The following is a 15972-nucleotide window of genomic DNA, read 5'->3' on the forward strand; positions in this document are numbered from 1 at the left end:
ATGAACAAAGTTTAATATATATACTATCTTGTGTTAATAAATACAAGTTATTCTTAATATGTTGATGAAAATTATTGTATTCATAGTAATATTTATATTAAATTTTAGAGCTATTCTTATAATTTAAAATTTATAGATATCTGCTTTCTAGAAAATATGATAAAAATAAAAAAATGCTAAAATAATTCCTTATTTCAGCATCTTCTCGTATTATTTTAATTATTAAAGACAGGTAAATTTCCTAAAGCAATTACATCACTGTTACTATCATCATTTCCTTCAGTAAGTATAGAAACCTTGCCTACCACTTCAGCCCCAGCTTCTTTTGTAAGCTCTTTGAGTTCATTTATAGATTCACCAGTAGATACAACATCATCAACTAAAAGCACTTTTTTACCTTTTAAGTATTCTACATCAATTCCATCTAAACATAAAATTTGTTCATCTTTAGTAGTTATGGATTTCACTTTTCTAACTATAGGATTTTGCATATATGATTTAATTGACTTTCTTGCAACTATGTATTTTGGCATATCCATAATTCTTGCAAGCTCCTGTGCAAGTGGAATTCCTTTAGCTTCTGCTGTCACAAAAATATCAGCCTCTGGTAGTTTTTCTTTTAGTTCTTTTGCAGCTGCACAAATAAGTTCTGTATCTCCAAGAACTACAAAAGAAGCTATTGATATTTCATCATTTATTTTTATAACTGGCAATTCTCGTTTAACTCCTGCCACTTCAATTGAATAATGCTTCAAATTAATCTCCCCAATCCATATATCTATACATTAATATTATTAAATAAATCTAATATCCACTTTCTAAATCTTACTACATCTATCTTAGTGCAAAACTCAGCATTTTTTTCTTTACTATACTTGCCATCAAAATCAACTATCATAAATCCTTTTGTGTATTCACCATCAACTTCTATATCTATAAAAGCTTCTTTACTTTCAAACAAATCCGGATTATCTAAGTATGCAATTGTTGTTAAGTCATGCATTTGAAGATCTCCATTTTCTATACTTCCATCTCTATAATGTTTAAATAATGAATAACACATTTCTCCAGCTTTATTCATATTCTTTAATTCATTTATAGTAGGCACATCTAATGTTGCAGTAGATGTTACATCTAATCCACAAACAACTATCTTTATGCCTGCTTTAAAAACAATTTTAGCTGCTTCAGGATCTGCATATATATTAAATTCAGCAGCTGGAGTAACGTTTCCCCTACCTGATGATCCACCCATTACGACTATTTTTTCAATATTTTCTTTCACTTCTGGGTAAGCAAGAAATAGTGTAGCTACATTAGTTAAAGGACCTATTGTAACTAATGTAATTTTTTCATCACTTTCTTGAATTATTTCACGCATAGCTTCTACAGAATTCTTTTCATATACAGACCTTTTTGGACTTTTGAAGTCATAACCATCCATTCCGCTTTCACCATGAATATGCTCTGCATGCTCACATTCTTTTATTAATGGTCTTGAAGCACCTTTTGAAACTTTAATATCCTTATTAAAAAACTCTACTAATTTTAATGCATTGTTTGTTGTATTTTCAATTCCAACATTTCCTGACACTGTAGATATTAATTTTATGTCTAATCTATCACATGCAAAAGCTGCAGCAAGCGCTACTGCATCATCAATTCCTGGATCTGTATCAATTATTACAGATGTTTTTTTAATCATAAATTTCCTCCTAAAAATAAAAAGCCTTTTTCTTAAATCTAATTATACTATTAACAATATAATTAACAATTGACAACGCACACAAAATGAATGTTGTGCATTGTCAATCTAATTATCGACTATTATATTAACTTTTATATTATTTTATTAAGTTACCTTGTTCTCCTGAAACCTTAATTTCACCTGCTTTAAGTTTTTCTTGGACTTCGCTTACAACTTTTATTGTTTCATCACTAAGATTTGGATTTTCAGCTGGAATTCCTACGCCATCATTTGTTACGTCAAATGTTAAACTTTCTCCACCTGGGAATTTACCTTCTTTATATGCCTTAGCCATATCGAAAGTTGCTGTATCCACTTTCTTAATTGCTGATGTTAAAACTATTGATTTACCATCCTCATAAACACCATCATTGTATTGGTCAGAATCAACACCAATTACCCAAACTTCTTCTCCACCATTAGCTCTAGTTTTAGCTTCAGTTATAACTCCAGCACTTACTCCACCAGCTGCTGCAAATATTGCTTTAACACCTCTGTCATACATCTGAGCTGCTATTTGAGTACCACCTGCGACATTAGTGAATGTACCCTCATAAACTACATTTTCAGGTTTTATTGTCGTATTAGTTCCTAAATTTTCATTAGCATATGCAACACCTTGTTGGAATCCCCAGTTAAATCTTTGAACATTAGGGTTTTCCATTCCGCCTATAAATCCAAGATCCCCTTCTTTTAATTGTACTGCTGCTGCAACACCAACTAAGAACCCTGCTTCATGCTCTGAAAACATAATAGAAACTGTATTTTCTCCTACCAAGTAATTTCCATTACCATCATTTGGAGCTCCATCTATAAGTACAAATTTAGCGTCTTTATATTTCTCTTGAGCCTTATATATTGCTGTTTCAAATTTAAATCCCGGTGTTACCATAAATTTAACTCCAGCATCATAAAGATTACCAAACTCTTTTAAATAATCTGCTTCTGTCTCACCAACAGGCTTTAAATATTTGATTTCAGCTCCTAATTCTTCTTTAGCTCTTTCAAGGCCTTCCCAAGTTCCTTGGTTAAATGATTTATCATCTATTGAACCTGTATCAGTAACCATACCTAATTTTACAGAATTAGATGTATCTGATGACTTGTCTCCTTGAGAAGTATTACTATTTGTGCTTCCACATCCTGCAAATAAAGATATAGCTAATACTGATGTAGCTATTAGTGATAAAAGTCTTTTTTTCATTGGTTTTCCTCCTAAAAATTAAAAATCTGCTTTAATGTTAACAATGAATTTTCCCTTTGCTTTTCGAACTTTTATTATTTTTTTATTTATATAGTTCGTGTTTCTCGAATTTATTATATTTTATACCAGTTTTTTTGTCAAGTTTTGATAAAATATTTTTATAAAGTATTCATATATTGGTTTTAGTTAATATATTTTCTATAATTTAACTATATGTGTACGAATATTAAATGTAATCTCATTTCTATAATCTAACTATGCGTATACCAATATTAAATGTAATTTTATATATACTACTTTTATCACTTTTATTAAAAAACTATTGGCCATAACAAAACTTTAAAAAGTAATATATAACTATCATATATATCCCTACATCTGCAATTCATAAAAAAAATCTATAAGTTGACTAATTCTTTAGGCATTCTTTTTCTAATTTTAGGAAAAGGATTAAGCAACTTATTATGAAAATTCACCAAGAATATACATTTTTGAATAACAAAAATAAGCATAAACTGTACACAATACAATTTATGCTTATTCACAATTTAATTAATGCTATATTTAATGTTTATATCTATGTAATATATACTACATTTTAGTTTTTAAATGAATGTATTGGAGCTGGAATTCTTCCACCTCTTGCTGTAAATAATTCTGACGACTTACCATTTACCTTCATAACAGGCGCTCTACCTAAAAGTCCTCCAAATTCAACCATATCTCCAATAACACATCCTGGAGCTGGTATAATTCTTACAGCTGTAGTTTTATTGTTTATAACTCCTATTGCAGCTTCATCTGCAATCATTGCTGAAATTGTAGATGCTGGTGTATCTCCTGGAATTGCAATCATATCAAGTCCAACTGAACATACACAAGTCATCCCTTCTAACTTTTCTAAGTTTAATGATCCACTTATAACTGCCTCTATCATACCGGCATCTTCTGATACTGGAATGAATGCACCACTAAGACCACCAACATGGCTACAAGCCATAACACCACCTTTTTTAACTGCATCATTAAGCATAGCAAGGGCTGCTATAGTACCATGTGTTCCAACTTGTTCAAGTCCTATCTCTTCTAATATTTCTGCAACAGAATCTCCAACTGCTGGTGTTGGTGCCAGTGATAGATCAACTATCCCAAAAGGAACTCCAAGTCTTCTTGAAGCTTCATTTGCAACAAGTTCTCCCATTCTAGTAACCTTAAATGCTGTCTTTTTAATCATTTCTGCAACAGCATCAAAAGATTGTCCTCTAACTTGTTCAAGGGCTCTTTTAACAACTCCTGGTCCACTAACCCCAACGTTTATTATTTTTTCTGCTTCTCCTACACCGTGGAAAGCTCCTGCCATAAATGGATTATCTTCAACAGCATTTGCAAATACAACTAGCTTTGCACATCCAAAACCATGCTGATCTTTAGTAAGTTCTGCTGTTCTTTTAATAATTTCTCCCATGTCTCTTACAGCATTCATATTTATTCCTGATTTTGTGCAACCTACATTTACAGATGCACACACTTTATTTGTAGTAGCTAATGCTTCAGGAATTGAATCAATTAAAATCTTATCACCTTTAGTACATCCTTTTTGAACTAAAGCTGAAAATCCCCCCAAAAAGTCTATTCCAAGTGTTTCTGCTGCCCTATCTAAAGTTTGAGCAAATTTAACATAACTTGTATCATTACTTGCTCCTGCAACTATTGACATAGGTGTTATTGAAACTCTTTTATTTACTATTGGAATACCAAATTCAGTTTCAATTTCACGCCCTACTTTAACTAAGTTTTCAGCAGACTTAGTAATTTTATCATATATCTTCGTTCTAGCTTTTTCTCCATCACTGTCTATACAATCAAGTAATGATATACCCATTGTTATAGTTCTTACGTCAAGCTTTTCTTCCTCAATCATTTTTATTGTTTCTAATATGTTGTTAGTATTCATTATAGCCCTCCTATTATAGTGAATGCATTGATTTAAAGATTTCTTCTTTTTGAACCTTTACTTCAACCCCAAGTCTTTCACCCTCAGCATTTAATCCTGCCTTAACTTCTTCGAAGCTTACATTCATTTCCTTAATATCAAGTACCATAATCATTGTAAAGAATCCTTGCATTATAGTTTGATTAACATCTAGAATATTTATTTTATATTCTAACATTTTATTGCTGATACCTGCTATAATACCAACTTTATCTTCTCCAATTACTGTTAATATTGCCTTCATGCCTATCGCTCCATTTCTTTATTTATTATGTAATAATACATTTATTCTATAATTTATATGTTATTTTGTCAATTTTCACCTTATGTTTTAAACGCTATTTTCTCCCTATATGTTTTCCAATATAATTTATTATTAATAATAATTTACTTATAAAATATGTAATAAAATTTTAACAGAATGTGCATAATAAAATATAGTTCTTAAATTTTAGAAGGTAGTGATAATTTTGGCATATAATGCTGACATTTTAGAAGCAATAACTAAATTATCAGTAGAATTTAATAATAAATTAGATAATTTATATTTTGAATTAAATAGTGTTAAACAAAGCATATCGGTCTTAAATAGTAAAGTTACGGATGTAATTTTATCAATAAATAATACAACCAGCGAAATTAATAATATTATAAAAAATATAGATGAGTGTAACAAATCAAATCTTTCTCCAAAAGAACTTTACATGCTTTCTAGTGATTTAAAATTTTTAGTTCACAAAATGCAAGATACGGAAAAATATTTATTTGATATAAAATATTTTAATGAGCATAATAAATAAAAGGTTGATTTATAAATAATATCATTATCAACCTTTTATTCTCTAATATATATTAATTTGAAATTATTTTTACTTTCTTAAGTTCAAATGTTTTTAGGGAATCTACCTCTTTCTCATCTTTAATTTTCACTTTACCTGAATTTATTTTTTCTATTATTTTTTTATAATCATCTTTTGTAAAATTTTGAAACCTAGATGTCTCCATAGGTATTCCAACCCCATTATTTTGTGAATCTAATGTTACAATTTCTCCGCCATTGAATTCGCCTTTATAGTATTCATCTAAAGTAGTATAAACAGAGTATGAAAGTTCTTTCATTGCACTTGTTATTATGCATTTTGATTTTTCAGACTGATCCACATCAACTCCTATAACTTTTTTATCTCTAGTTTCTGCTTCAATAGTAATAGAGTTTACAATTCTACCACCACATGCAAAAATAGCTTCTGTTCCCGAATCATACATCTCTGCTGCTGTAGCTTGAACATCTCTTGTAGCATTAAAAGTTCCAGTATATAAATAATTTATTTCAATATTATCTACTCCAATTTCTTCTGCGGCATAATCTGCACCTTGTACAAAACCATAACCATATCTTATAACAGCTGGTAATTCCATTCCCCCCATAAATCCAAGTTTTCTATATCCATCCTTCACAGCCGAGTATCCTGCAATAAATCCTGCTTCTTGTTCTGCATAGTAAATGCATTTAACATTTTTGCCACATGTCCTATCTGTCATATCTTCATCATGAGGGCTTCCATCTAAAATCACAAAATTTACGTTTGGATATTTATTTTGTGCTTCAAAAATTGCTGTTTCAAAATAATATCCAGGGCAAATTACTATTTTAGCACCTTTTTCAATAGCAAAATCAATAGACTTTATATATTCTTCTTTTGTTTTACTAGCAGATGGATAATATTTATAAGTAACTAAGTTTTCTTCTCCATATTTGCTTATCCCATTCCATGCTCCTTCATTAAAAGATCCATCATTTACATTTTGAACATCTGTTATTAATGCTATTTCATATCCTTTACCATTTTGGCATCCACATAATAAAATGGTAATTGCCAATATACATAAGAATAATATTTTTTTCATTTATGCATTCCTCCAATCAAATTAATACTTGAATATGTCGATTTCTTTTTTAAGCTCATATGCTTCTTTTAATAGTTTTTCACTTATATCTGCACCACTCTTGGCACTATTTAAATTGCTTTCTGTTATTTTAGCTATCTTATCTATTGACATATTTACAAATTTAATATTTTCTTCCTGTTGTGTATAAAATTCTGACTGGCTATGAATATATAAAACGAAATCTTTTAAAGTTTCAATTAATTCCATAAAAAATGTATTTATTTCATCTACTATGTCTTTTCCACATTTTACATTATTTATAGAATTTTCTATAAGCTCTTTTGTTGAATTTGCAGCATTACTTGATTGATTTGCAAGATTAGTTATTTCACTCGCCACAACTGCAAACCCCATGCCTTGCTCTCCTGCTCTTGCTGCTTCTATTGCTGCATTTAATGCTAATAAATTTGTTTGGCTTGCAATTTCATCAATAGCTTGAATAATCTTTTGTATCTGCATAGATGAATTTATTATCATATCCATTGCATTTACTAAGTTACTAACTTGCTTCTTACTTTCTTTTTCAATCTTAATTTCCATCTTATCGATAGTGATATTTTTTTGCTCTGATTCACATGCCTTTTTACTAATAATAGAACTTAAATCACTTATTCTCATTATTATTTCTTCAACTTTTTGATTTTGATCATTTGCATCAGACGCTAAATTATTTGAGTTCTCCGACATATTATCTGAACTCAATTTAACCCTTTCACTTGTTTCATTTATCTTTTTTAATGTATCGCCAATTATACTTATAAATTTAGAAAAAGATATTTTTATATTTTTAAAATCTCCTATATACTCCTTACTTAAATTAAGCCTAAAATCTCCATTTTCAAGTAATTTCAAGTTATTTGTAATATCAAAAATTATCTCATTAATATTTATTATTGTTTCTCTTAAATGTTCTGATAAAACTTCCATTTCATCATTCGATTTTATTGTTGGAACTGGAGTAGTCAAATCGCCTTTTGATAATAAATCAATGCGCTTAATACATTTTTCAATATTTTTAGTTATTATGTCTGTTATTTTAAAAGATATTTTGCTTCCTGCGATAATTACTAAAATCATTAAAAATATAGTTATCACTATTCCTAAAAGATATGGTCTACACATTTCATAGCATGAAATAGACGTGTTTAAACTCCAGCCATCAGTTTCAGAAATTGGCACATATGCAGAAAATCTCAAACCATTATAATTGCAAAACCCTATCCCGTTTTTCCCTTGAGCCATGGATTCTGTAATATTTTTCATTCCTGGATATATCTTTTTTTCATTATAAATATCTTTTATATTCTTCTCATTTAAAACATAGTTATAAAATTTATATGCTACATAGTTTCCGTCATTATCTAATATATAAATTTCATCATCACAATCATCATCAATATTTTTTATTAAATCTGTAAGAAACGATGCATCAATGGCAATTATAATTGTACCTGAATAATTATCGTCAACAATTATAGGGTAAGCTATTGAAACAAGCTTTTTCTTTTTATCATTACTATTAAAAAGATTACTTATTACATAATTAGATGTTTCTTTGCACTTATTCAATACTTTATTATCTTTCTCATACCCTAATAGTGACTTATTAGAAACATCTATATAATCAGCATATTCAAGATCATTGTTCTTTACATACTTATTCAAAATCAACTCTTTTTCTTCATTTGTTGATGTATTGCTTAAAAAAACATCATCAACTGTTATGTTATATGCAATTTTCACATAATCATTAAGTGTATTTGTAATATCCATGGATGTAATCCTAGCTTTGTCCATTAAAGAATCTTTTGTACTTAATATTGCACTGCATATATTTACCACAAAGAATACAATACCTAAAAATAAAATACTTCTATATAAAATTATTCTTGTTAATAATTTGAATTTACTATTTAAGGTTTTCTTTTCAAAAACTTTTTTAATAATCCCATCCATAAAACATCCTCCATAAAAGTATATTTATATAAAATACATTTAAAACAAAAAGAATTCATTTATCATCAAATACTGGATAAATGAATTCTTCTGTCTAAAATGAAATTTTTTCTTTACTACTTCCAGCTATTACGAATATTTTAAATTAATCATCTAAGGAAAAATATAAAAATACTCAAGATTAATTAAGCATCTTAATAACTTTATCAACAACATTTTCTACAGTAAAACCAAATTGCTTAAATAACTCATTTGCATTTCCTGATGCACCAAATGTATCAAGTGAGATTATCTCTCCATCTAAACCTACATACTTATGCCATCCAAATGAAGTTAATGCTTCAACTGCAACTCTCTTTCTTACACAGTTTGGAAGTACACTTTCCTTGTAATCTTCATCTTGTGCATCAAATAATTCGAAACACGGAATACTTACTACTCTTGCATCGATTCCTTTAACTTCTAATTCATCTGCTGCTTTATATATAAGTTCTACTTCTGAACCTGATGCCATTAAAATAACATCTGGAGTTTCTTTCTTAGATTCTTTTATTATATAACCACCTTTTAATGCTCTCTTTGGACATCCTTCATATAGTGGTAGTTTTTGTCTTGTTAACACTAATGATGTTGGTGTTTCCCCATTAGTTACAGCGTAATACCAAGCGGCTGCTGTTTCTTTTGAGTCGGCTGGTCTAAATACTGCCATATTAGGCATACTTCTAAGTGCTGCTAATTGTTCAATTGGTTGGTGAGTTGGGCCATCTTCTCCTACCCCAATACTATCATGAGTTAAGACATATGGTATTGGTAATTTCATAAGAGCTGATAATCTCATTGCACCTTTCATGTAATCACTAAATACAAAGAATGTTGAACAGAATACCTTAAGTCCACCATGAGCGTACATACCGTTAGTAATGGCTGCCATTGCATGCTCTCTTACTCCAAAATGAAGATTTTGTCCACTTCTATCTTCCGCTGAGAAGTCTCCCTTGTCTTTCATATAAGTCTTATTTGAAGGCGCTAAATCTGCTGAACCTCCCATTAAATTTGGAATTATATTAGCTAATCTATTTATAACTATTCCTGACGATTCTCTTGTAGCCATTTCTTTATCAAAGCTCCAGAATTCATCATTGTTTAATAATTCTTCTTTATCTATTTCATTCTTCATCCATTTAGTATATTCATCTGCTAATTCTGGATAAGCTTCTGAATATTGTTTAAATAATTCATGCCAGTTTTCTTCTTTCCATACACCTTCTCCAATATACTTGTCCATATTTGTATACACTTCGTCTGGTACATAGAATGCAGGTTCTAATTGCCATCCTAGATTTTCTTTTAATGCTCTTATATTTTCTTCTCCTAATGGCTCACCATGTGCTGATGCCTTACCTTGTTTGGCTGGGCATCCATACCCTATTACATTCTTCACAATTATAATTGATGGTCTTAAACTGTCTCTTTTTGCATCATCAATTGCATTTGAGATTGAATCTATATCATTTCCATTTTCAACTTTGATTACTTGCCAGCCATACGCTTCGTATCTCTTAGCAACATCTTCTCTAAATGCAATATCAGTATTACCTTCAATTGAAATATTATTTGAATCATAAAGTACAATTAATTTTCCAAGACCTAATGTCCCAGCAAGTGATGAAGCGTCTCCTGATATACCTTCCATAAGGCATCCATCACCAACAATTGCATATGTGTAGTGATCTACAATATTAAAATGTTCTTTGTTGAATTTTTCTGCAAGGTGAGCTTCTGCCATAGCCATACCTACCGCATTACATATACCTTGTCCAAGAGGTCCAGTTGTTATTTCAACACCTTTTGTATGACCGTATTCTGGATGACCAGGAGTTAAACTTCCAACTTGTCTAAAGTTTTTAATATCTTCAATAGTTACTCCATATCCAAATAAGTGTAATAAAGAATATTCAAGCATTGATCCATGCCCTGCTGATAAAACAAATCGGTCTCTGTTATCCCAGTCTGGATTTTTTCCATTATGATTCATTTTTGTCCATAATGTAAATGCCATTGTAGCTGCTCCAAGTGGAAGACCAGGATGTCCAGAATTTGATTTTTGTATAGCATCTGCTGATAAAACTCTTATTGCATTAATAGATAATTCATCTAATTCTCTACTCATTGTTATCCTCGCTTTTTATTTATTTTATTTTTTATTAATCCAAAATATATAGACTCATCTTTTTGGGGTCATCTCAAATTAATATATTAATTTGAGATAAAAATTTATTTGCACACTCTAATCCGCATAAAATAAGAAAAGTTCCTTATTGCAGCATAGCTGCTCTTTGGCATATAATTCTTGGTTAGGTACGATCCTAGTAGTATAGCCCATCTTCATCTACTAATGAAGATGTTTCCTTAAGTAATTCCTTCTAATTCCCATTAAATAAGCAAATTCTTATATTCTTATATTCTTATATTCTTATATTCTTATATTCTTATATTCTTATATTCTTATATTCTTATATTCTTATATTCTGGGCATTTTTTCATTCTTCAAATATTTGTGCAATAAATTTCTTTTATTTAAAATCTGCTACGTTCATACTTTTAACTATCGTACTTTCTAATTATTCAATTTTTAAATGAAACTCACTATTCACATCCGTTCATAGGAGTAAGTTCGAGCAACCAAATATAAAATTTGGGCTCTCACTTAAATTTATTTATCTCCAAATGCAGCCGCCCAGTCCGCTTTAAATTTTTCAAGTCCTTGATCTGTTAATGGATGCTTTAACATTTGCTTAACTAATTCATAAGGTACTGTTGCTATATCTGCTCCTGCTTTTGCAGCTTCAATTACATGAATTGGATTTCTTACGCTTGCTGCAATTATTTTTGTTTCTATTCCATGTATTGCAAATATTTCTGCTATGTCTCTTACTAAATCCATACCTATCATTGATATATCATCTACTCTTCCAAGGAACGGACTTACATATGTTGCTCCTGCATTTGCTGCAAGTAATGCTTGTGTTGCTGAGAATATTAATGTTACATTTGTTTTTATTCCCTCGCTTGCTAAAACTTTAGTTGCCTTTAATCCTTCACCTGTCATCGGAATTTTTACAATCATATTCTTGTGGATTTTAGCAATTTCTCTTCCTTCTTTTATCATGCCTTCAGCATCTTCACTTACTACTTCTCCACTTATTGGTCCATCCACTATTTCAGTAATTTCTTTTATTACTTCATTAAAATCTCTTCCTTCTTTTGCTACAAGTGATGGATTTGTTGTTACTCCACAAATTACTCCCATTTCATTTACTTCTTTAATATATTCTACATTTGCTGTGTCTAAGAAAAATTTCATTTTTATTACATCTCCTATATATTTAGATTTTTTAATATTAGTTTTCTAAGGATTACTCTAAATAGGGGCTCCAATCAAGATTTAGATTATCCTTAGAAGTTAAAACAATATATAAAAATATATTTACCCTATTATAATTATTTAGACATATTACACTTACTAGTAATGTTTAATACTAACGAACACCTTTTTCATAAGGTACTCCATCTGCCTTTGGAGCAACTGAACGCCCTACAAACAAAATTAATACTACAATTGTTAATACATATGGAAGCATTGCTAATATTTCTGAAGGTATAGCAAAGTTTCCTCCACCTAAAACAACAGTTAACGCTTGTGCAAATCCAAATAATATGCATGATCCATATGCACCATGTGGTGTCCATTTTCCAAATATAACAGCTGCTAATGCAATAAATCCTTGTCCACTAATTGCAGTTGGAGTAAATTGAGGAATAATTGCAAGTGTCATTGATGCTCCACCAAACCCTGCTAATATTCCTGATACAATTACACATAAATAACGAACTTTTTCAACATTTATTCCTAATGTATCAGCAGCTGCTGGATGCTCTCCTACTGCGCGAATACGAAGTCCCCACTTTGTCTTATAAAGTATAAACCACAATATTACAGTAAATAATAGTGCCAAAACAACAGTTATATCAACATTTAAATTTTGAAGTAAAGGATTTGATACATCTTTGCCAAATAACTTAGGTAGTTTATTAGATACTGGCTTAGTCATAGTTGCACCATCAAAAAACAATCTGCACAAAAACAATGCAAAACCAGCTCCAAGTAAATTTATTGCAATACCTGATATAGTTTGGTCAGCCTTAAAGGTAATAGCTGCTACAGCATGTAATAATGAAATTACTCCCCCAGATATTCCAGCTGCAACAAATCCAATCCATGGATTTTTAGTATAAAATCCAACTGCTGCACCTACAAAAGCACCAATAGTCATCATTCCTTCAATTCCTATATTAACAACACCAGCGCGTTCTGAAATAACTCCTCCTAAAGCTCCAAAAATTAATGGTGCTGAATACATTAATGTAATACCTATTAGTAACAAGATACTATTTAACATTTCTTTTCACCTCTTTTTAATAATCTGTCAGCTAAAACAGGCACCATTTTAGTTAATGCTACAAAGAATACGATAGTACCTATCATTATATTTATAATTTCTGATGGAGCACCTATTGCCGATTGAACAGATTGACCACCATATAACAATCCTCCAAATAGTAATCCTGCAAAAATGCATCCAATTGGCGAACTTCCAGCAATTAATGCAACTGACAATCCATTGAATCCGTTATTTTCAAATGCCGCCATTGTAGATAATTTATGCGGTGAAGTACCTGTTATAGCTAAAGCTCCAGCAAGTCCACATAAAGCACCAGCTATTACCATAGCTTGTATTATATTTTTATCAACATTTATCCCTGCAAATTCTGCCGCATCTCTATTTGATCCAACTGCACGTAATGCATATCCTTTAGATGATTTGTAGAGTAATACCCATATAACTATTGCCATAATAACAGCTACAATAATCCCAATGTTAACGTCTGTTTTAATCATAATATCAGACAGCCATTTATGCTGAGAAAAGAATTTTATACCTTCTTCTGTTGTCTTATAATTTCCAAATATTGTTGTAAATCCAGATTCATTTATCATATATGTACTAGTCGAATCTGGTTGATGAAAAGTTTCTGATCCTACTACAAAGTTTGATAGATACAAACCAATCCAATTAAGCATTATACTTGTTATAACTTCATGGATACCAAACTTAGCTTTTAATAATCCTACAATTCCTCCAAATATAGCTCCAGCTAACATACCAGCTAAAATTACAACTGGAATTTGTATAATTGCTGGTAAGTTTAGCTTAATTCCAACAATAGTTGCTGCTATTGTACCTGCAATATATTGTCCCTCAGCTCCGATATTAAAAAGACCTGTCTTAAATGCAAACGCAACACTTACACCGGTTAAAATAATAGGAGTAGCTTTTATTATTGTATTTGATATATATTTGGGTTTTGATAAAATGCCTTTAAATAATGCATTAAATGCTTCTATTGGATTATATCCAGCAATGCAAAGTACTACAGATGCAACTATGAATCCACAGATTATTGCAATAAATGTTGATGTAACTGGCTTTTTAAGAATTTTCACTAACTTTTCCATTTTGCTTACCTCCTGCCATTAATAACCCTATGGTATTTTCATCAACTTCGCCTTGTTTAAATGTATCAACAATGCTTCCATCATAAATTACAGCTAATGTATCTGAAACATTCATAACTTCATCTAATTCCAATGATATTAGAAGTACACCTTTTCCTTTATCTCTTTCTTTTACTAGAGTTTTATGAACATATTCAATTGCTCCAACATCTAAACCTCTTGTTGGCTGAACAGCAATAAGTAAATCAGGTTCATTTGCTACTTCTCTTGCAATAATAACTTTTTGTTGATTACCTCCTGATAAACCTCTAACAGGTAATTCTTCACAGTGATCTGGCCTTATATCATATTGCTTAATTGTTTCTTTTGCATTTTCTAATATTTTATCTTGGTTTAAAAATCCGTTTTTACAATATTCTTTACTATTGAACTTTTCAATTATCATATTTTCAGCAACAGTGAAATCAAGTACAAGTCCACGTTTTTGTCTATCTTCATGTATTGTTGCTACCTTATGTTTAATAACATTTTCTGGAGTAGTATTTTGTATTTCTTGTCCATTTATTTTAATGGTACCGCTTTCAGATTTTACAAGACATGTAATTGCTTCAACCAATTCTTTTTGTCCATTACCATCAATGCCTGCAATACCAACAATTTCTCCTCTATGCACCTTGAGTGATAAATTTTTAACTGCTTCAAGTTTTCTTTCATCTTTGACAGTTAAATTATTAATTTCAAATACAACCTCTTTTGGCTTTGCCTCTGTTTTATCTACAACAAGCTTTACCTCATGTCCAACCATCATATTAGCAAGATCTTCTTTTGTTACATCACTGACTTTAACAGTATCAATGTACTCACCTCTACGAATTATTGTACAAACCTCTGATGATTCTTTTATTTCTTTAAGTTTATGAGTTATTATGATTATTGTTTTGCCGTCTTCAACAAGATTATGCATAATTTTTATTAAATCTTGTATTTCTTGTGGAGTTAACACTGCTGTTGGCTCATCTAGTATTAATAATTCTGCTCCACGGTATAATGCTTTTAATATTTCTATACGTTGTTGCATTCCTACTGAAATATCTTCAACCTTAGCATCTGGATCTACTTCAAGTCCATATTTTTTAACTATATTAACTATTTCTTCACGTGCTTTCTTCATATCGGTTACGCCAAATTTATTCGTAACCTCACTACCTAAAATAATATTTTCAGTTACTGTAAAATTATCTACCAACATAAAGTGTTGGTGTACCATGCCAATTCCATGTTCAATTGCTATACTAGGATTTTTTATATCTACTTTATTTCCATAAAGATAAATTTCACCTTCTTCAGCTCTATATAAACCATATAGAATGTTCATCAATGTACTTTTACCAGCTCCATTTTCTCCAAGAAGAGCATGAATAGAACCCTTTTTTATATCAAGATTAATATTATTTAATGCACAGAACGAACCAAACATCTTAGTAATACCACGCATTTGTACTGCATATTGTTGGCTAATTTCCATAGCAAATCCTCCTTTAATA

At 30.3% G+C, this 15972-nt stretch carries 13 protein-coding genes; 1 reads left to right on the top strand and 12 read right to left on the bottom strand.

Annotation, left to right across the window (positions count from 1 at the left end; all coding sequences use genetic code 11):
• Positions 1-215: 215 nt before the first annotated feature.
• The 5 genes from BN2920_RS14320 to BN2920_RS14340 form a co-directional block, all read right to left on the bottom strand.
• Positions 216-755: a phosphoribosyltransferase family protein gene (locus tag BN2920_RS14320; RefSeq protein ID WP_058295668.1), complete on the bottom strand. Its 540-nt coding sequence runs from the start codon at positions 753-755 to the stop codon at positions 216-218.
• Between the two features lie 23 nt (positions 756-778).
• Entirely contained in the window at positions 779-1705 is a 927-nt protein-coding gene (rihC, locus tag BN2920_RS14325) for a ribonucleoside hydrolase RihC (RefSeq protein WP_058295669.1), read from the bottom strand.
• 139 nt (positions 1706-1844) lie between these two features.
• Positions 1845-2951 (bottom strand): BMP family lipoprotein, encoded by a 1107-nt coding sequence (locus BN2920_RS14330; RefSeq protein WP_058295670.1) that lies wholly within the window; start codon positions 2949-2951, stop codon positions 1845-1847.
• A gap of 598 nt (positions 2952-3549) precedes the next feature.
• The gene (locus BN2920_RS14335) at positions 3550-4905 is read right to left on the bottom strand and encodes a PFL family protein (RefSeq protein WP_058295671.1); all 1356 of its coding nucleotides are present in this window, start codon (positions 4903-4905) and stop codon (positions 3550-3552) included.
• A gap of 13 nt (positions 4906-4918) precedes the next feature.
• Entirely contained in the window at positions 4919-5188 is a 270-nt protein-coding gene (locus BN2920_RS14340; RefSeq protein ID WP_058295672.1) for an ACT domain-containing protein, read from the bottom strand.
• A 226-nt stretch (positions 5189-5414) separates the two neighbouring features.
• Between BN2920_RS14340 and BN2920_RS14345 the strand changes: the two genes are divergently transcribed.
• Positions 5415-5744: a hypothetical protein gene (locus BN2920_RS14345; protein WP_058295673.1), complete on the top strand. Its 330-nt coding sequence runs from the start codon at positions 5415-5417 to the stop codon at positions 5742-5744.
• Positions 5745-5796: 52 nt separating this feature from the next.
• Here the strand turns inward: BN2920_RS14345 and BN2920_RS14350 are convergent, their stop codons facing one another.
• The 7 genes from BN2920_RS14350 to BN2920_RS14380 all read right to left on the bottom strand — a co-directional run bounded on the left by BN2920_RS14350 (position 5797) and on the right by BN2920_RS14380 (position 15953).
• Positions 5797-6852, bottom strand: a complete 1056-nt coding sequence (locus BN2920_RS14350) for a BMP family lipoprotein (RefSeq protein WP_058295674.1) — start codon at positions 6850-6852, stop codon at positions 5797-5799.
• Positions 6853-6873: 21 nt separating this feature from the next.
• On the bottom strand, positions 6874-8850 hold the full coding sequence (locus BN2920_RS14355; RefSeq protein ID WP_058295675.1) for a methyl-accepting chemotaxis protein: 1977 nt from the start codon (positions 8848-8850) through the stop codon (positions 6874-6876).
• Between the two features lie 181 nt (positions 8851-9031).
• Positions 9032-11020: a transketolase gene (gene tkt / locus BN2920_RS14360; RefSeq protein ID WP_058295676.1), complete on the bottom strand. Its 1989-nt coding sequence runs from the start codon at positions 11018-11020 to the stop codon at positions 9032-9034.
• A gap of 543 nt (positions 11021-11563) precedes the next feature.
• Entirely contained in the window at positions 11564-12214 is a 651-nt protein-coding gene (gene fsa, locus BN2920_RS14365; RefSeq protein ID WP_058295677.1) for a fructose-6-phosphate aldolase, read from the bottom strand.
• Between the two features lie 175 nt (positions 12215-12389).
• The gene (locus BN2920_RS14370; protein WP_058295678.1) at positions 12390-13310 is read right to left on the bottom strand and encodes an ABC transporter permease; all 921 of its coding nucleotides are present in this window, start codon (positions 13308-13310) and stop codon (positions 12390-12392) included.
• Entirely contained in the window at positions 13304-14428 is a 1125-nt protein-coding gene (locus BN2920_RS14375; protein WP_058295679.1) for an ABC transporter permease, read from the bottom strand. Before BN2920_RS14375 ends, BN2920_RS14370 begins: the two co-directional genes overlap by 7 nt.
• Positions 14403-15953: an ABC transporter ATP-binding protein gene (locus BN2920_RS14380; protein ID WP_058295680.1), complete on the bottom strand. Its 1551-nt coding sequence runs from the start codon at positions 15951-15953 to the stop codon at positions 14403-14405. The genes BN2920_RS14375 and BN2920_RS14380 overlap by 26 nt, the downstream gene beginning before the upstream one ends.
• Positions 15954-15972 lie beyond the last annotated feature (19 nt).

The sequence above is a fragment of the Clostridium neonatale genome (assembly GCF_001458595.1).
Taxonomy (GTDB): domain Bacteria; phylum Bacillota; class Clostridia; order Clostridiales; family Clostridiaceae; genus Clostridium; species Clostridium neonatale.

What these genes read in the sequence shown, in the direction of transcription:
- BN2920_RS14380 (WP_058295680.1), bottom strand. Translation starts at nt 15,953, where the DNA reads ATGGAAATTAGCCAACAATATGCAGTACAAATGCGTGGTATTACTAAG.
- tkt (WP_058295676.1), bottom strand. Translation starts at nt 11,020, where the DNA reads ATGAGTAGAGAATTAGATGAATTATCTATTAATGCAATAAGAGTTTTA.
- BN2920_RS14335 (WP_058295671.1), bottom strand. Translation starts at nt 4,905, where the DNA reads ATGAATACTAACAACATATTAGAAACAATAAAAATGATTGAGGAAGAA.
- BN2920_RS14375 (WP_058295679.1), bottom strand. Translation starts at nt 14,428, where the DNA reads ATGGAAAAGTTAGTGAAAATTCTTAAAAAGCCAGTTACATCAACATTT.
- BN2920_RS14340 (WP_058295672.1), bottom strand. Translation starts at nt 5,188, where the DNA reads ATGAAGGCAATATTAACAGTAATTGGAGAAGATAAAGTTGGTATTATA.
- BN2920_RS14370 (WP_058295678.1), bottom strand. Translation starts at nt 13,310, where the DNA reads ATGTTAAATAGTATCTTGTTACTAATAGGTATTACATTAATGTATTCA.
- BN2920_RS14330 (WP_058295670.1), bottom strand. Translation starts at nt 2,951, where the DNA reads ATGAAAAAAAGACTTTTATCACTAATAGCTACATCAGTATTAGCTATA.
- BN2920_RS14355 (WP_058295675.1), bottom strand. Translation starts at nt 8,850, where the DNA reads ATGGATGGGATTATTAAAAAAGTTTTTGAAAAGAAAACCTTAAATAGT.
- fsa (WP_058295677.1), bottom strand. Translation starts at nt 12,214, where the DNA reads ATGAAATTTTTCTTAGACACAGCAAATGTAGAATATATTAAAGAAGTA.
- rihC (WP_058295669.1), bottom strand. Translation starts at nt 1,705, where the DNA reads ATGATTAAAAAAACATCTGTAATAATTGATACAGATCCAGGAATTGAT.
- BN2920_RS14350 (WP_058295674.1), bottom strand. Translation starts at nt 6,852, where the DNA reads ATGAAAAAAATATTATTCTTATGTATATTGGCAATTACCATTTTATTA.